This is a genomic window from Tsukamurella sp. PLM1, assembly GCF_023168325.1.
Lineage (GTDB): Bacteria > Actinomycetota > Actinomycetes > Mycobacteriales > Mycobacteriaceae > Tsukamurella.
Genome location: NZ_AP025688.1, coordinates 383,632 through 400,318, shown reverse-complemented (window position 1 = coordinate 400,318; position 16,687 = coordinate 383,632). Strand labels below are relative to the sequence as shown.

General features: G+C 70.7%; 11 protein-coding genes and 5 pseudogenes. 10 read left to right on the top strand and 6 right to left on the bottom strand.

Features of this window, described 5'->3' with window-relative positions:
- The first annotated feature begins 139 nt into the window (after window positions 1-139).
- Window positions 140-1,527: pseudogene (locus MTP03_RS02015) on the top strand (FAD-dependent oxidoreductase).
- Between the two features lie 471 nt (window positions 1,528-1,998).
- Here the strand turns inward: MTP03_RS02015 and MTP03_RS02010 are convergent.
- On the bottom strand, window positions 1,999-2,307 hold the full coding sequence (locus MTP03_RS02010) for a helix-turn-helix domain-containing protein (protein ID WP_248490350.1): 309 nt from the start codon (window positions 2,305-2,307) through the stop codon (window positions 1,999-2,001).
- 80 nt (window positions 2,308-2,387) lie between these two features.
- On the opposite strand from MTP03_RS02010, the gene MTP03_RS02005 reads away from it, so the two are divergent.
- The 3 genes and pseudogenes from MTP03_RS02005 (at window position 2,388) to erm (ending at window position 4,795) form a co-directional block, all read left to right on the top strand.
- The gene (locus tag MTP03_RS02005; RefSeq protein ID WP_248490349.1) at window positions 2,388-3,101 is read left to right on the top strand and encodes an SDR family oxidoreductase; all 714 of its coding nucleotides are present in this window, start codon (window positions 2,388-2,390) and stop codon (window positions 3,099-3,101) included.
- A 22-nt stretch (window positions 3,102-3,123) separates the two neighbouring features.
- Entirely contained in the window at window positions 3,124-3,828 is a 705-nt protein-coding gene (locus MTP03_RS02000) for a siderophore-interacting protein (RefSeq protein WP_248490348.1), read from the top strand.
- Window positions 3,829-4,031: 203 nt separating this feature from the next.
- A pseudogene (gene erm, locus MTP03_RS01995) lies at window positions 4,032-4,795 on the top strand (23S ribosomal RNA methyltransferase Erm).
- On the opposite strand, the gene purT reads toward erm, so the two are convergent.
- Window positions 4,792-6,639 carry a formate-dependent phosphoribosylglycinamide formyltransferase gene (gene purT / locus MTP03_RS01990; RefSeq protein WP_248490347.1) on the bottom strand — a complete coding sequence of 616 codons (1,848 nt, stop codon included), beginning with the start codon at window positions 6,637-6,639 and terminating at the stop codon, window positions 4,792-4,794. The pseudogene erm and the gene purT overlap by 4 nt on opposite strands.
- Window positions 6,640-6,781: 142 nt before the next feature.
- Between purT and MTP03_RS01985 the strand changes: the two are divergent.
- The 3 genes and pseudogenes from MTP03_RS01985 to MTP03_RS01970 all read left to right on the top strand — a co-directional run bounded on the left by MTP03_RS01985 (window position 6,782) and on the right by MTP03_RS01970 (window position 9,137).
- Window positions 6,782-8,186 (top strand): annotated as a pseudogene (locus MTP03_RS01985) (sugar porter family MFS transporter).
- Window position 8,187: 1 nt separating this feature from the next.
- Window positions 8,188-8,652, top strand: coding sequence for a hypothetical protein (locus tag MTP03_RS01975; protein ID WP_248492378.1), 465 nt, complete (start codon window positions 8,188-8,190; stop codon window positions 8,650-8,652).
- Window positions 8,601-9,137 (top strand): carbohydrate kinase family protein, encoded by a 537-nt coding sequence (locus MTP03_RS01970; RefSeq protein WP_248492359.1) that lies wholly within the window; start codon window positions 8,601-8,603, stop codon window positions 9,135-9,137. Before MTP03_RS01975 ends, MTP03_RS01970 begins: the two co-directional genes overlap by 52 nt.
- A 284-nt stretch (window positions 9,138-9,421) precedes the next feature.
- Here MTP03_RS01970 and MTP03_RS01965 read toward each other — a convergent pair.
- Window positions 9,422-10,707, bottom strand: a pseudogene (locus tag MTP03_RS01965) (adenylosuccinate synthase).
- An 81-nt stretch (window positions 10,708-10,788) separates the two neighbouring features.
- Here MTP03_RS01965 and MTP03_RS01960 point away from each other — a divergent pair.
- Window positions 10,789-11,433, top strand: a complete 645-nt coding sequence (locus tag MTP03_RS01960; RefSeq protein WP_248490346.1) for a hypothetical protein — start codon at window positions 10,789-10,791, stop codon at window positions 11,431-11,433.
- Here the strand turns inward: MTP03_RS01960 and MTP03_RS01955 are convergent.
- Both MTP03_RS01955 and MTP03_RS01950 read right to left on the bottom strand, forming a co-directional pair.
- A pseudogene (locus tag MTP03_RS01955) lies at window positions 11,426-12,637 on the bottom strand (aromatic acid exporter family protein). The gene MTP03_RS01960 and the pseudogene MTP03_RS01955 overlap by 8 nt on opposite strands.
- Window positions 12,597-13,016, bottom strand: a complete 420-nt coding sequence (locus MTP03_RS01950) for a DUF3151 domain-containing protein (protein WP_248490344.1) — start codon at window positions 13,014-13,016, stop codon at window positions 12,597-12,599. The pseudogene MTP03_RS01955 and the gene MTP03_RS01950 overlap by 41 nt, the downstream one beginning before the upstream one ends.
- A 390-nt stretch (window positions 13,017-13,406) precedes the next feature.
- On the opposite strand from MTP03_RS01950, the gene MTP03_RS23270 reads away from it, so the two are divergent.
- The gene (locus MTP03_RS23270; protein ID WP_371820851.1) at window positions 13,407-15,002 is read left to right on the top strand and encodes a hypothetical protein; all 1,596 of its coding nucleotides are present in this window, start codon (window positions 13,407-13,409) and stop codon (window positions 15,000-15,002) included.
- Window positions 15,003-15,087: 85 nt separating this feature from the next.
- A complete protein-coding gene (locus tag MTP03_RS01935) occupies window positions 15,088-15,585 on the top strand; it encodes a hypothetical protein (RefSeq protein WP_248490339.1) in 498 nt (165 codons plus the stop codon).
- A 21-nt stretch (window positions 15,586-15,606) separates the two neighbouring features.
- Here MTP03_RS01935 and fbaA read toward each other — a convergent pair whose 3' ends face one another.
- The gene (gene fbaA / locus MTP03_RS01930) at window positions 15,607-16,635 is read right to left on the bottom strand and encodes a class II fructose-bisphosphate aldolase (protein WP_248490337.1); all 1,029 of its coding nucleotides are present in this window, start codon (window positions 16,633-16,635) and stop codon (window positions 15,607-15,609) included.
- Window positions 16,636-16,687: the final 52 nt, after the last annotated feature.

Here is a 16,687-nt window from a genome sequence, read left to right as displayed (position 1 = left end):
TCTCTACCCTCTGTAACTAGAACACGTTCCAGTGCCTCTCCGGGGGTGCGATGCGCCACCCGGACTAGGAACGGTTGATAAGTCCGCACTAACCTGGTGGGGACAAACCGTGTATGCAGACAAAGGTAGCCGACTTCACATGACCGAACAGAACCGCCCGTTGCGCGTTGCCATCGTGGGCGCAGGCCCCGCCGGGATCTACGCGGCGGATGCACTCATGAAGTCCGACGAGGCGAAGGACCCCGGCGTCAGCATCGATCTCTTCGAGAAGATGCCCGCGCCGTTCGGCCTGATCCGGTACGGCGTCGCCCTGATCACCCGCGGATCAAGGGCATCATCACCGCGCTGCACAAGGTGCTCGACAAGCCGCAGGTCCGCCTGCTCGGCAACCTCGACTTCGGCAAGGACTTCACCCTCGAGGACGTGCGCCGCCACTACGACGCGGTGATCTTCTCGACGGGCGCCGTCGCCGACCGCAATCTGGAGATCCCCGGCATCGACCTGGACGGCAGCTACGGCGCCGCCGAGTTCGTGGCCTGGTACGACGGGCACCCGGACTTCTCCCGGGAGTGGCCGCTCACGCAGGAGAAGGTGGCCGTCCTCGGCGTCGGCAACGTGGGCCTCGACGTGGCCCGCGTGCTCGCCAAGACCGCCGACGAGCTGCTGCCGACCGAGATCCCGCCGAACGTCTACGAGGGCCTCAAGCAGAACAAGGCCACCGAGGTGCACGTCTTCGGCCGCCGCGGCCCCGCGCAGGTCAAGTTCACCCCGCTCGAGCTCAAGGAACTCGACCACTCGCAGACCATCGAGGTCGTCGTGAACCCCGAGGACATCGAGTACGACGAGGGCTCGGCCAAGGCCCGCCGCGAGTCGAAGATCACCGACCAGGTGGCCACCATCCTCGAGAACTACGCGATCCGCGAGCCGAACAACCGCCCGCACAAGCTGTTCATCCACCTCTTCGAGTCTCCGGTGGAGATCCTGGGCGAGAACGGCAAGGTCACGGGCCTGCGCACCGAGCGCACCGAGCTCGACGGCACGGGCAACGTGCGCGGCACCGGCAAGTTCACCGACTGGGAACTCGGCGCCGTCTACCGCGCCGTCGGCTACCTCTCGAACGATCTCCCGGAAATCCCCTTCGACGACCAGGCCGGCGTCATCCCCAACGAGGCCGGCCGCGTCATCGACGCAGGTCAGCACATCCAGGGCGTGTACACCACCGGCTGGATCAAGCGCGGCCCCGTCGGCCTCATCGGCCACACCAAGGGCGACGCCAACGAGACCATCGCGTGCCTGCTGGAGGACTTCCACGCGGGCAAGCTGAACGCCCCGTCGGACCCGTCTGCGGACGGCGTCACCCAGTGGCTCGACGACCACCAGACCCCGTACACCACCTGGGACGGCTGGTACCGCCTCGACGAGCACGAGCGCAGCCTGGGCGAGGCCGAGGGCCGGGAGCGCGTGAAGGTCGTCGAGCGCGGCGACATGCTCGCCGCCTCCGAGCCGACCAAGGTCCAGCAGGACTAGTCCGGAACGCTAGTACGACGGTGCCGCCGCCCCGATTTCTCGGGGCGGCGGCACTTTTCGCTCACGATGATTCTAATTCGGTCCGGCGCCGCTCGGCGCGCGGTCGCTCAGTTCGGTGACGCGGCGACGACGGGGCCGGACGCTCCGGCGGAGGCCTCAGTCACCACCGCTCCCGCCGTCAGCAGTCCCGCACAGGCGCCGATCGCCGCAACAGCTCGTTTCATCGTCCGTCGTCCTCCTTTCACCCGGGCCGCGACGGGCCGCGGGCGTCATTCCCACGTGAATCCGTACGGGCCGTGCGTGCAGGTCTGGAGGCCGCTCGCCCCGACCCGCTGAGCGCCCACCGCGGTGCACTCCTCGCCGCCGGAGACGGCCGGTGTGACGATCCAGGCCCCGCCGGAGCAGGTGAGCCGTTGCAACGGTGCCGTCTGGCCGATGGTGGTCTCGTTTCGACGGACGCCCTGTGACGACTCAGTCCGCAGCCCAGTCCCAGACCGGCCAGAGGGCGCGGCCGAGGGCCTCGCCGCGGGTGGTGAGTTCGTACTGCTTGTCGGGGAGCTTGCGAGCGATTCCCTTCTCGACCAGAAGCGCGAGCCGGGTCGCGAGCACACTGGAGCTGCAATTGCCCATGCGCCTGCGCAATTCGAGGAATCCGAGCGATCCGGGCTCGAGCTCCCAGACGATGCGGAGCACCCAGCGCTGACCCAGCAGTTCCATCGCCGCGACGACCGCCGGATCCGGGTCCTCGCGGCGCTGAGGCACCACGTCACGCACTGACACGGATCACAGCCTACTTGCGCTTCTGAATTCGAAGCGTCATGCTGACAGCAGTTCGAAATCAGAAGCATGGAGGTTCGGCGATGGCGGTCGTAGTGGTGACCGGGGCGTCCCGCGGAGTGGGTGCCGAGACGGCGGTGGCGCTGGGCGCGCGCGGCCACGACGTGGTGGTGAACTACCGCGAGAAGGAGCGTCGCGCCGAGAAGGTGTGCGCGCTGGTCCGCGAAGCCGGCGGCCGGGCGATCACCGTCGGCGCAGACGTCACCGCACCCGATGGACCGCCACGACTCCTCGACGCAGCGGCAACCGCGTTCGGCCCCGTGGACGCGGTGATCCTCAACGCGTCCGGCGGGCTCGAACTCGGCGCCGACGGCGATTACGCGATGCGCCTGAACCGCGACGCGCAGGTGGCGGCCGCCCGCGCCGCCGCGCAACGGCTGCGGCCGGGCGGACGGATCGTCTTCGTGACCAGCCACCAGGCCCACTTCTCCGAGACCCGCCCCGTCCCCGCCGGATACGAGCCGATCGCAGCCAGCAAGCTCGCCGGGGAGCGGGCGCTGCGCGCCCTGGCGTCGGAGCTGGACCTCGACCTGCGCGTCGTTTCGGGCGACATGATCGAAGGCACGATCATCGTTCGCCTCCTGGAGCGCCGCGACCCCGCCGCCGTCGAGGAACGCCGCAGCCACGGCCCGCTCCCCACGGTCACCGAGTTCGCCGCCGCGATCGCCGGCGCCGTCGAGGCCGAGGAGTTCGAGTCACACACCACCTATGTGGGCGGACAGGACTATTTAGGGTAGCCTCACCATCATGGGTAGAGGTGTGACAGGTCTGATCCTCAAGGCGATGCGGGCCGACGACTACGTGTTCACCGTGCTCTCGGCGGAGGCGGTGAACGATCACTACCACCGTGTCCGGTTCGACGGCGGGACGTTCCTGCTCAACAATCCGTGGTTCCCCACGATGTGGGTGCGGCTGTGGGTACCGAAGAGCGGCGAGGCCACGACCGACGCCGACGAGGGCAACCTCGTCCAGCGCGGCTACACGATCATCGATCCCGAGCGCTCGGAGTTCACGATCGAGTTCGCCATGCACGACGGTCCCGCCCCACGCTGGGCATTGGACGCCCGGCCCGGCGACCGCATCGCCGCCACCATGATGGGCTCGGACCTCGACGTCCCCGAGGCACCGTCGGAGTACGTGTTGGTGGGCGACGCGGCCTCCATCCCCGCCATCAATTCGCTCGTCGGGTCGACAGACGTCCCGAGCCGGGTGTTCCTGGAGTTCCAGCACACCGAGGAACGCGAGATCCCCGTCCACGCCACGAACGTGACCTGGGTGCCGCGCGAAGGGCGCGGCACGACCCTCGTCTCAACTGTCACGAGGGCCGGAATCCCTTCGGACGCATTCCTGTTCGTCGCCGCGGAGACCAAGGCGACCCGGGAGATCACGAAGGCCGCGAAGAAGGAGTTCGGGCTCCCCAAGGAGCGCATCAAGTCGCAGGCGTACTGGCTGCAGCGCGGATAATCGGTTGTCTCCCGCCGGGCCGGCACCTAACGTGCACGGCGTGAGTTCTTCAGCAGCTGCCGCCGCCGCGAGTGCGGCGGTCGTGGACCGCGGCCGCTTCTAGCGGCGGGCGAAGCTCCACCGACGACGCTTCCCGCCCCAGCACATCCAGCTGGGCGGCGATTCGTGCTGCCCGGGCCGACATCCGTCTCCGGAGAACCACAATGCCCACCTATCGCGGCGGCCGTCATGAGCACGGCCAGAACTTCCTCACCGACCGCAGCGTCATCACCGCCGTCGTCGACGTCGTCGACGACACCGAGGGGCCGATCCTCGAGATCGGCCCCGGCTCCGGCGCGTTGACGATTCCTCTCGCACGCCTGGACAGGCCACTCACCGCCGTCGAGATCGACGGTGCCCATCGGGAACGTCTCGCGCGGAAGCTTCCCCACACCACAGTGATCCACGGAGACTTCCTCGAGCACCGCCTGCCGGACGAACCGCACGTCGTGGTCGGGAACCTACCGTTCCACCTGACCACCTCCGTCCTGCGCAAGCTGCTGCACGCCCCGCACTGGACGGACGCCGTACTCCTCGTGCAGTGGGAGGTGGCCCGCCGCCGCGCGGGGTCGGAGGTTCCACGATGATGACGGCGCAATGGACACCCTGGTACGAATTCCAGCTCCGCCGACGGGTTCCCGCGTCCGCCTTCACCCCGCGACCGAGCGTGGACGCAGGCTTACTGACCATCACCCGGCGTGAATCCCCGTTGCTCGCAACGGATCTTCGACACCCCTACGCGGGCTTCGTGCACGCCGTCTTTACCGGCCGCGGCCGCGGACTCGCCGCCGTGCTCGCGGGAGTGGCTGGGCGGCACCGTCGAACGGAGGTGGACCGGTGGGTGAAAGCTCAACGGTTCCACCGTTCTCCGCTCCCCCGGGACCTCGACGCGCGGCAGTGGGCGGAGGCGTTCGACCGGTTCGGCTAATCCTGCGGACGCTGGGGCGGAAGCCCCAGCGACGTGGGCGGGTTGTGGTCGTACTCCTCCGGCTCCGTGACGGGGGCGGAGGGCTCGCTCACCGGCGAGCGCCGCGCCGGCTGGATCGGGCGAGGCTGCGCGGGGCGGCTACCGGTGACAGTGTGCGGACGCGACATCGCCGCTCCCGGGCCGCCCTCCTGCCCCTGCTGCCCGGGCTGCGCCGACCGCCCGGGCTGGACCTGCGGGGGCTGGCCCGGCTGCGGCGGGACGACGGGCGAGGCCGCCGTCGGCGGCGCGGGCGGAACCGGTGCGCCCTGCGGCGGAACCACCGGGGACGCGGCCGTCGGCGGGGCCGGCGGCACTGCCGGACCCGACGCCGCCGAGGGCTTGTTCAGCGACTGCGGCGGCCCCTGCGGCGCAGGCGGCTGCGGCACGAGCGGCCGCCCCGGCCCCGGCTGCCCAGGTTGCGGAGCCTGCCCCGGCTGCGCGGTCGCTCCGGGCGCCGGGCGCTGCATCGGCATGGCACGGGTCGACAGGTCCTCCGCCGGCGGAACCGGACGCTGCACCGGCACCGCAGTGGTGGCGGGCGCCTCGGCCGGCGCTGGATCCGCGGAGTCGATCACGGTCACGCGGCCGGCGGCTTCCGCGGCGTTGGCCCGGGCCACCTCGACGGTGTCTGCCGTCGCGACAGCCACGCCCGTGCGCCGCTTCGGGTACCCCTCGGGCTTGCCGAACAGGCGCAGGTCACTCTCCGGCACCTCGAGCGCACGCGCGACGCTGTCGAACGCGACGGAGCTCGACTCCTTCGTCCCGTAGATCACCGCCGACGCGGCGGGGGACATCAGCGAGGTGTCCACGGGCAGGCCGAGGATCGCGCGGGCGTGCAACTCGAACTCGGAGAGCCGCTGCGAGCCCAGCGTCACCAGGCCGGTGTCGTGCGGGCGGGGCGAGACCTCGGAGAAGTACACGTCGTCGCCCTTGACGAACAGCTCCACGCCGAAGACGCCGCGGCCACCCGTGCCGCCGTCGCCGAGCGCGGTGGTGATACGGCCGGCGACCGAGGTCGCGGCGTCGTACGCGGCCTGGCTCATCGGCTGCGGCTGCCACGACTCGACGTAGTCACCGTCGGACTGCCGGTGCCCGATGGGCTCGCAGAACCGCGTGACCACCTTCCCCCGCTCAGCGTCGAAGACCCGGACCGTGAGCAGCGTGATCTCGTAGTCGAAGTCGACGAAGCCCTCGACGATGACTCGCTCGTTGCGGACCCGGGCACCGTCGACCGCGTACGTCCAGGCACCGTCGAGCTCCTCCGCCGAGCGGACGACGGACTGCCCCTTGCCCGAACTCGACATGACCGGCTTGACGACGCAGGGGAAACCGACCTCCTGGGCGCCGGCGCGCAGTTCCTCGAGCGACGAGGCGAACGCGTACGGCGAGCACGGCAGGCCCAGTTCCTCGGACGCGAGCTTCCGGATGCCTTCGCGGTCGAGGGTGAGCGCCACGGCGCGGGCGGTGGGGATGACCTCGGCGAGGCCCTCCTCGTCGGCCGCGACGAGCGCGTCGGTGGCGAGCGCCTCGATCTCGGGGACCACGAAGTCCGGCTTCTCCTCCTCGATGACGCGGCGGACCTCGGCGGCGTCGGTCATGTCGATGACGTGGCTGCGGTGCGCGACCTGCATCGCGGGGGCGTTCGCATACCGATCGACGGCGATCGTCTCGACGCCGAGGCGCTGGAACGCGATCACAACCTCCTTGCCCAGCTCGCCGGACCCCAGCAGGAGCGCCCTGGTCGCGCCGGGGGTCAGCGCAGTGCCGATCCGAGGATTGCCGCCGGTCTCGGTGAGGTTCGTCATGGGGTCCATCATGGCAAACCCGCAGGCCGTTCAGCACGTCCGGAGACCCGACGGTCCGCGTTTGTTTCCGATCGCTGTGGGGTGGTGAGTGTTTCAGTTGTTCTCACTCGGCGGGCGGGCGGCAGGCCTACCGTTCGGGATCATGAAACCACTGGTGATCCGCAGCGCCGTCGTCGCTTCGCTGGGCGGCCTGATCTTCGGCTTCGACACGGCCGTCATCTCCGGCGCCGAGAAGCAGATCCAGGAGCAGTTCGGCCTCAGCGACGGGATGCTCGGGTTCACCGTGACGACCGCGCTGATCGGCACCATCATCGGGGCGGTCGTCACGGGCAGGCCCGCCGACCGGTACGGCCGCAAGAAGGTGCTGTACACGATCGGCGCGCTGTACGTGATCAGCGCGATCGGCTGCGCGGTAGCCCCCACCTCGTCGGTCGAACTGCTCCAGCTGTTCCGGTTCATCGGCGGGCTCGGCGTGGGCGCGTCCAGCGTGTGCGCGCCGATCTACACCGCCGAGATCTCGCCGCCCAAGCACCGCGGACGGCTCGTCGGGCTGGTGCAGTTCAACATCGTGCTCGGCATCCTGGTGGCCTACGCGTCGAACGCGATCATCCGCGGGGTCATGGGCGACGATCCGAACGCGTGGCGGTGGATGCTCGGGGTGATGGTCGTTCCGGCAGCCGTCTTCCTGCTCCTCCTCCCGACGGTGCCCGAGACGCCCCGGTGGCTTGCGGGGCACGACGACGTGGCCCGGGCCCGCGCCATCTCGGAGCGACTGTGTTCCACGCAGGCCGACGCGGACGAGCAGATGGCCGAGATCCAGCAGTCCCTCGCTGCGGAGTCCGGCCGCGCGAAGTCCCGCTTCTACACGCGCGGGCACCGCAAGGTGATCCTGCTCGCCGTCGCGATCGCCTTCTTCAACCAGTTGTCCGGCATCAACGCGATCCTCTACTACGCGCCCCGCGTGATGGAGGACGCAGGCGCCACCGGCAACGCACCGTACCTGATGAGCATCGCCGTGGGCTTCGTGAACCTGATCGCCACGATGGCCGCGCTCACGGTGATCGATCGGCTGGGACGCCGCCGACTGATGCTGGTGGGCTCCGTCGGGTACCTGGTGTCACTGGGCTTCCTCGCGGGCGTGATGTTCGTCTACGACGGCGACTACGACGGGACCTCGGCGGCGCTCGTGCTGCTCGGGCTCGTCGTCTTCATCGCCTCGCACGCGTTCGGCCAGGGCGCCGTGATCTGGGTGTTCATCTCCGAGATCTTCCCCAACCGGATCCGCGGCCGGGCAGTCCCTCGGCAGCACCACGCACTGGGTGTTCGCCGCGATCACGAGTTTCGCCTTCCCGCCGATCCTCGGCGCACTCGGCGGCGGCTTCGCATTCTCGATCTTCTTCTGTTTCATGGTGTTGCAGCTACTGTGGGTACTCAAGGTCATGCCCGAGACGAAGGGCATCCCACTCGAGGAGATGACGGAGCGGCTGGGCCTCGATTCCGACCCGGACGACGGCGTCCCCGACCCGCTCGCGGCGAAAGGCCATTGATATGACCGACCGGACCCTCTGCCTCGGCGAGGCCCTCGTCGACGTCGTGCTGCGCGACGGCGCCGAGCCCGCCGAGCACGTGGGCGGCAGCCTGTTCAACGTGGCGTGCGGGCTCGCCGCGCTCGACGACCCGTCGTCGATCCTGTCCTGGTGGGGCCGCGACGTCCGCGGCCACCGGATCGCCGAGACCGCGGCCGGGGCCGGCGTCGACATCGTCCCCGGGTCCGACGGTGCCGCCAACACCCCGCTCGCGTACGCGAACGTCGACGCCGAAGGTCGCGCGACGTACGAGTTCGACCTCACCTGGGAGGTGCCGCCCGTCGAATCGCTGGAGCGGTACGGGCACCTGCACACGGGCAGTTTCGCGGCCACGCTCGCTCCGGGGCCGACGGTGTCCTCCGGGTCGCGCAGCAGATCCGCGACCACGCGACCGTCTCGTACGACCCCAACATCCGCCCCGCGCTGATGGGCACGCCCGCGCAGGTGCTGCCGCGCATCACCGAGATGATCGCGCTGTCGGACGTGGTGAAGGCCAGCGACGAGGACATCGCCTGGCTGCACCCCGACGAACCGGTCGAGGACGTGATGCGCCGCTGGATCGCGTCCGGCCCGGCGCTCGTCGTGGTCACCCGCGGGCCGTGGGGCGCGTACGCACTGCTCGCCGGGAACCGCGACATGCTGCACGTGGACCAGCTGACCGTGGAAGTCGGCGACACCGTGGGGGCCGGCGACTCGTTCATGGCCGGTCTGGTGTCGGGCCTGCTCGACGCCGGGTTCCTCGGCTCGCGCTACGCCGCCCGACGGCTCCGTGCCGCCCAGTGGAGCGACGTGCAGCCCTCGCTGCACCGCGCCGTGATCACCTCCGCGCTCACCGTGAGCCGGGCCGGGGCGTACGCGCCGACGATGGACGAGGTGCGGGCCGTCCGCGCGCAGGACCCGTCGCTGCGCTGATCGACCGCGAACGCCGCGCGGGGGTCGTTCGAACCCCTGCCCCACGAACTGCGCCTGAGGGGGACGGAACGCCGGAGCCGCGGATCGGTGTCGCGCGGGGGACGAACGCCGCCCTCGATCCGGCGACATCACGCAGGGCCCCGGTCTGGTCGCACCCACAGCCAGGGCATGCGCCAGACGCATGACTCGAGGCGGCCAAGATCCCACTGACCAGGGTTTCAACGACTATGCGCGGCACGCATAGCTGTTCTGCGCGTCATCGACCACGCTCGGGCCTGGGGGCCTCAGACGATGGCGCGGCGAACGATGGTCTCGTCGCGACCCGGGCCCACGCCGATGCACGAGATGTGCGCGCCGGAGAGTTCCTCGAGCCGCAGCACGTAGTCCTGCGCGTTCTTCGGCAGGTCCTCGAACGTGCGGCAGCCGGAGATGTCCTCCCACCAGCCGGGCATCGTCTCGAAGATCGGCTTCGCGTGATGGAAATCGGTCTGGTTGGGCGGCATCTCGTCGTACCGCACACCGTCGATCTCGTAGGCCACGCAGATCGGGACGTTCTCGATGGAGCTGAGCACGTCGAGCTTGGTGAGGAAGTAGTCGGTGATGCCGTTGACGCGGGTCGCGTAGCGGGCGATCACGGCGTCGAACCAGCCGCAGCGGCGCGCGCGGCCGGTGGTGACGCCCACCTCGCCGCCGTGCTTGGCGAGGTACTCGCCCCACTCGTCGTGAAGCTCCGTCGGGAACGGGCCCGAGCCGACGCGGGTGGTGTACGCCTTGAGGATGCCCAGCACCGTCGTGATGCGGGTGGGGCCGATGCCCGAGCCCACCGACGCGCCGCCGGACGTGGGGTTTGACGAGGTGACGTACGGGTACGTGCCGTGGTCGACGTCGAGCAGCGTGCCCTGCGAGCCCTCCAGCAGCACCGTCTCGCCGCGCTCCAGCGCGAGGTTCAGCTCGAGGCGGGTGTCGGCGATGCGGTGCTTGAAGCTCTCGGCGAGCTCCAGCGTCTCGTCGACCACCGGCGCGCGTCGAGGGCACGGCGGTTGTAGATCTTGGTGAGCACCTGGTTCTTGAACTCCAGTGCCGCTTCGACCTTCTGGGTGAGGATCGACTCGTCCAGCACGTCCTGCGCGCGGACGCCGACACGGGCGATCTTGTCCTGGTAGCAGGGGCCGATGCCGCGGCCGGTGGTGCCGATCTTCTTGTTGCCGAGGAAGCGCTCGGTGACCTTGTCGATCGCCACGTGGTACGGCATGAGCAGGTGCGCGTCGGCCGAGAGCAGCAGGTTCGACGTGTCGACGTCGCGCGCCTCGAGGCCGTCGAGCTCGGCGAGCAGGACCGACGGGTCAACCACGACGCCGTTGCCGATCACGTTCTTCACGCCCGGGGTCAGGATGCCCGACGGGATGAGGTGCAGCGCGAACTTGTCGCCGTTCGGCAGGACCACCGTGTGGCCGGCGTTGTTGCCGCCCTGGTAGCGGACCACCCACTGGAGCTTCTCCCCCAGCAGATCGGTGGCCTTCCCCTTACCTTCATCGCCCCACTGGGCGCCGATCAGCACGATCGCAGGCATGGACGATCTCCTTCCGGCCCGCACTCCTCGAAGATTCACCTGGATAACGTCGAGCCGTGCCGCAACCTTACAGTAGGAGCGGTGAGCTCCGTGACCCAGAGCACCGTCGTGGTGCGCGCCCCCGACGTCCGTATCCCGGGCAGCCTCCGCGACCTCGAAACGATCACCGTGGACCTCGACTCCGCCAAGGCGGAACTGAAGCAGAAGCTGACGTTCCCGAAGCGGATCGTGGTCGCGGGGCCCGACGACCTTCTGGCGGCGGTGATCGCCCGGCTCATGGCGTCCGAACGGCTCGACGTGGAGGTGGCGTACGTGCCCACCGAGAACTCACACGCATCGTCGATCTACCCGCCGGGCGATCCGCTCACGGGTACGCCCCGCGCCGTGCCCCTGATCCGCGACGACCGTGGCTTCGTCCTGGTGGGCAAGGCCAAGGTCACCGGCCCCGACGGGGGCCAGCTCACCGGCGAGACATTCGTGGACTCGGAGAAGTTGTTCACCGGCCAGGCCAAGGCCGTGATCGTCGAGCCCACGGGCCCGTCGGGCAACGGGGGCGGGGTGCGTGCCCGGCTCGCGAAGGGCGTGCGCCGACGGTGGCTGTCCGGTCGCGCCGCGCAGACCGGAGGCCTCGAACTCGTCGTGACGCGCGACGGCCGCACCGATCCCACGGTCGTGACCCGCGCGACCTTCTACCGCAACACCGACGACTGGCTGCTCATCAGCTGACCCCGGGCTCGCCGGCCGGCGACGTCGGCGCGTCCTTCTGCGGGACGTCCTTCTTCGTCGGCACGGTGTGCATCTGCGCGACCGCGGAGGTGCGGGAGAGGCCGGCGACCTGCAGCAGGTCCACGATCGTCGAGCGCAGCTGGCCGTAGATCATCACCTCGTTGAGCGACTCGCTCTCCTCCTCGAGGTGCAGGGCGTTCGCGCGGCGCGCCGCCGACCGCAGCACCCGCGCGGCATCGGCCTGGTCCGGCCGGCCGTCGGGCGGGGCGAGCACCACGTCGCGCAGGATCTTGAAGGAGTCGGCGAGACGCCCGATCTCGGTGACCAACGCCGGGTCGATCCGCTGGCGGGCCTGGTTCGATGCGAGCGCGCGGCGCGCCATCACCCGCACGTTGCGCACAGCGTTGTCGAGGGGCTCCGCGATCGCCTGCAGGCGGTCCATGCGCGCGCGGGAACTCCAGAACACGGGCGATACCCTCGCGATCTCGATGCCGCCCGCGAGATCGGCGCCCAGTTGGTCGAGGTCGGGCTGGGTCGCGCGGGCGGTCTCGAGGGCCCAGTCCAGGTTGGACCGGTCACCGTCGGTGAGCCCGGCCGCGACCGACGCGACGACCCGGCGCATCGTGTCGAGCACCTTCGCGGCGTCCTTGCGGGCGCCCCGCGGGGTTGTTCGGGATCAGCGCGGCGATGAGCACCCCGACGAGACCGCCGATGAGGGCGTCCAGCATCCGGGTCCAGCCGCCGGTCGAGCCGGGCGGCAACAGCGTGGCCACGAGGACCGCCGACGAGGCGGCCTGCATCGGAACCAGTGGCCCGCGGTCGGCGAGGACGGCGACGGCCATCGCGATGGCGACCACCAGGCCCAGCTGGCCGGGCCGGTGCCGATCGCCGAGATCAGCAGGTCGCCGACACCGATCCCGACGGTGACGCCGCCCACCAACTCGAGCGAACGGCGCAGGCGCTGATTGAGCGACAGGCCCAGCGAGATGACCGCGGCGATGGGGGCGAAGAACGGCGAGACGTGCCCCACCACGTCGTTGGCGATGAACCACGCGATGGCGGCAGCCAGCGCGCACTGCAGGATGGGCAGTTTGGAACGCCAGAGCCGGCTGGTGCGGCTCCGGATGATCGGCGGCAGCGCGTTGTGCCGCCGGCGGATCCGGCTACTCGCCGAGTCCGAGAGCGCCCGCGGCTTCGGGGTCACAATCGTTCAGCAGGTCCAGGCAGCGGAGGTACTCGTCCTCCTCGCCGATCGACTTCGCGGCCTTCGCCAGCGCGGCGACGGCACGTAGGAAGCCCCGGTTGTTCTCGTGCGAGAACGGCACGGGCCCGAAGCCCCGCCACCCCTGGCGACGCAACTGGTCCAGCCCGCGGTGGTAGCCGGTGCGTGCGTACGCGTACGCGGTCACGGCCTGCTCGGCCTCCAGCGCGCCCTCGGCGAGGGTGGCCCAGGCCAGCGACGACGTCGGGAAGTCGGCCGCGACCTCGGCGGCCGGGCGGCCCTTGTGCAGCTGCAGTTCCGGTTCCTCGTCGATGTCGAGGAGGACCGGAGGCGGACCGAGGAGATCTCCGAACGACGTCATGGGCCCAGTCTTCCACGTCCGCGGCCCGCTAGTCTGTCAGGTGTTCCGTCTGCGGCGCGCCGCTGCGGCACGGATTTTGTCGGCGAGCGAGGGGATGGCGGAATCGATGGCGCGGGACAAGAACTTCGGACCCCTGTCGCGGCTTCGTGACCTGCGCGGACGCCTGGCATCGTGGCCCGCCGCGCCGCTCCACGACAGCACCGACACGGCCGGTTCCCTCGGCAGCGCCCCCGCAGACGCCCTCACGCCGTCGCATTCCGAGTCGCTCGCCGGTCTCGTCGGCGGGCCCGACGGTGCGCCGGCCCCCAGCGAGGCCGAGACCACCGCCATCGCCGTCGACGGCGCCTCCCCGCACCGGCCTCCGACAGCCCGTCCGAGGCGGAGACGACGGTGCTCCCCGTCGCGGCGGGTCCCGGCGCGGCGGGTTCCGACGCCGACGACGACGCAGCGGAGGAGCAGGACGCAGCGGAGCAAGAAGCAGCCGAGAAAGAAGCAGCTGAGCAGGAGGCGGCGACCGAGGACGGGGCCGACGACGCGACCACCGACGAGGCGGACAGCGAACCCGCAGCCGCGGCCGAGGAGGACTCGCCCGCCGAAGACGCCGCGGTCGACGAAGACGCGGCGGGCGCCACGGAGGCCGAGCCCGCCGAAGACGCCGCGGTCGACGAGGATGCGGCGGGCGACGACGCCGAGCCCGCCGAGGACGCGCAGGCCGAGAGCACGGCACCGTCACCGCTGCGGACCGTGGGGCCGGTCAACACGACCCCGCCGGTCGATGAGAACGCCGAAGCGGAGACCACCGTCATCCCGGTCGCATCGCGGCCCAGCACGGACGACACCGTCGCCATCCCGGTTCCGACGCCGCCCGGCACCGGCGAGGACGGCGCGCCGGAGGAGACCGCCGAAGCCGACGAGGCGGAGCCCGACCAACTCGACGACCAGGCCGAGACGGACGCCGACGAGCCCGTCGATCAGGCCGAGGCCGCGGAGGAACCGCAGACCGACGAGCCGGCCGAAGCCGAGACTCCGACGGACGAGCCGCAGGACGCGGACGAGGGGCCGGACGGGACCGCGACGGCAGCGGCCGCCGCGGCGGTCGTCGGGGTCGGCGCCGCAGCGGGGATCGCCGTCGGCGCGGCCGAGCGCGACCGCGAAACCGGCACGGACGAGGCCGATTCCGGCACGGCAGAGGTACCCGCCACCGCCGACGCCGAGGAGTCGACCGACGCCGCCGACGACGAGCCGACCGAGGAGGCCGACGTAGCCGAGGAGGAGCCGGCGGCGGACGCGGGCACCGTCGAACCCGGCACGGAGGCCGAGGAGACGGCTGCGGACGAGGCGCCGACCGAGGCCATCCCCCTCTCCAAGGCTGCGAAGCCGGACCAGGCCGTGATCGACACGGAGCAGAACGAGCTCCCCGACGCGACGCCCGCGACGGAGGTGCTTCCCGTGCCCGGTGCGCTGCGCGCGCCGCGGCCCGAGGACGCACCGGCCGAGTCGGCGCGGGACGAGGACCCACCGGCAGGCGTCGTGCCGACAGCCGCGGCCACCGGGGTGGCGGCGGTCCCCGCAGCGCGGCAGGCACCGTCGTACTACACGCCGTCGACGTCCCAGCCTGAGCGGATGCCCCGGAGAGGCAGGACCGCGTGGATCATCGCGGCGGCTGTCGCGGCCGTGGTACTCGTCGTCGCGGCGGTGCTGCTGCTGGTGCCGCGCTCGGACGGCGGATCGTCGGGCGACCCCGCAGGGCCGCGGCGGACGCGACGACGAGTTTCGTCGCCGCCGTCAACCGGGGCGACCTCGCCGCACTCCGGGAACAGACCTGCGGCGGCGCGAAGGCCTACTACGACGGCGTCGACGAGGCGCAGTGGCAGCGCATCCATGCTGCCGCCAAGACGGACGGCATGCTCCCCGAGGTCGACGGCCTCCAGGCCGTGGACGTGCGCGGAGACCGCGCCGAGGTCCAGGTGGAGGTGCACTACGTGAACAATCCCGAATCCAAGGTGCGCAACACCCTGTCGCTCGAGAAGAACGACGGCACCTGGAAGGTGTGCACGCGGGTCGGGGCGCGATGAGCTCGCCGTCGGACGACCCGACACAGCGGAACGCGAAGCCGCCCGCGGCTACGCCGAGCACGGCGCCGTCGGTGCCCAAGCTGGCGTACTCGGAGGTTCCGAGCCCGCCGCCGCCCCGTACGGACCGGATCGCGCGCGGCGCAGGCCGGGTGACCCCGCCCCGGCGGACCGCGACCCCGCCGATCGCGGCGCCTCATCCGATGGCCCCGCGGCCCCACGCCCAGCACGGCCCGCACCAGCACCGGTCGGCGCCGTCGCAGCCACCGAGCCGGCCCGTGCCCCCGCCGGGCGTCCGGCCGGCGGCGCGGCAGGGGCACGGCGCACCGTCGGGCGGACCGGCCCCCGCGGCCCATCCCGGGCCCGCCCCGCAGGCACGATCCGCCGGCACGCACCCCGGACGCGCACGGCCGCGGCTCACCGGCCCGGAGTGGGCGGCGGCCGCGGCCATGGTGGTGCTGATGCTCGCGGTGATCATCGGGCTCGCGCTGCAATAGCGCGGCCCGACGACCCTACGACTACGTCCGGCTGATGGACTTGCCGGCGGAGTGCAGATCGTTGCACGCCTCGACGACGCGCTCGGACATCGCCGCCTCGGCCTTCTTCAGGTAGGACCGCGGGTCGTACACCTTCTTGTTGCCGACCTCGCCGTCCACCTTGAGCACACCGTCGTAGTTGGCGAACATGTGCCCGGCCACCGGACGCGTGAACGCGTACTGGGTGTCGGTGTCGACGTTCATCTTCACCACCCCGTAGCTCAACGACTCCTCGATCTCACTCTTGAGCGAACCCGAGCCACCGTGGAACACGAAATCGAACGGCTTACTCCCCGCCGGCAGCCCCAACTTCTCCGACGCGACCGCCTGACCGTCACGCAGCACCTCCGGGCGAAGCTTCACATTCCCCGGCTTGTACACGCCGTGAACGTTGCCGAACGTCGCCGCGAGCAGATACCCCTCCGCGCCGAGCGCGTCCACGGTCCTCGCGAAATCCTCATCGGAGGTGAACAGCTTGTCGTTGATCTCGTTCTCGACGCCGTCCTCCTCACCGCCGACCACACCGATCTCGATCTCCAGAACGATCTTCGCGGCCTTCGCCTTCGCCAACAGCTCCCGGGCGATCTCCAGATTCTCCTCCAGCGGCACCGCCGAGCCGTCCCACATGTGCGACTGGAACAACGGATTCCGACCCGCGTCCACCCGCTCCTGCGAGATCTCCAGCAGCGGGCGGACATAGGTGTCCAGCTTGTCCTTCGGGCAGTGATCAGTGTGCAGCGCGACGGTCACGTCGTACTGCGCGGCGACCACGTGCGCGAACTCGGCCAGCGCGACCGCACCGACCACCATGTCCTTGACCCCCAACCCCGAACCGAATTCGGCACCGCCGGTGGAGAACTGGATGATCCCGTCACTGCCGGCATCAGCGAAGCCCTTGATCGCGGCATTGACGGTCTCACTCGACGTGCAGTTGATCGCCGGGTACGCATAACCGCCCTCACGGGCACGGTCCAGCATCTCCCGGTAGGCCTCGGGGGTCGCGATGGGCATGTGGTTGTCCTCCTGAGCGAGCGGTTCTGCGTTTCCAGGTGAAAGACTATCG

Bases quoted from the DNA above. Each gene is read 5' to 3' on its own strand.
- MTP03_RS02005 (WP_248490349.1), top strand. From the start codon at position 2,388: ATGGCGGTCGTAGTGGTGACCGGGGCGTCCCGCGGAGTGGGTGCCGAG.
- purT (WP_248490347.1), bottom strand. From the start codon at position 6,639: ATGACGAACCTCACCGAGACCGGCGGCAATCCTCGGATCGGCACTGCG.
- MTP03_RS01975 (WP_248492378.1), top strand. From the start codon at position 8,188: ATGACCGACCGGACCCTCTGCCTCGGCGAGGCCCTCGTCGACGTCGTG.
- MTP03_RS01950 (WP_248490344.1), bottom strand. From the start codon at position 13,016: ATGACGTCGTTCGGAGATCTCCTCGGTCCGCCTCCGGTCCTCCTCGAC.
- MTP03_RS01935 (WP_248490339.1), top strand. From the start codon at position 15,088: ATGAGCTCGCCGTCGGACGACCCGACACAGCGGAACGCGAAGCCGCCC.
- fbaA (WP_248490337.1), bottom strand. From the start codon at position 16,635: ATGCCCATCGCGACCCCCGAGGCCTACCGGGAGATGCTGGACCGTGCC.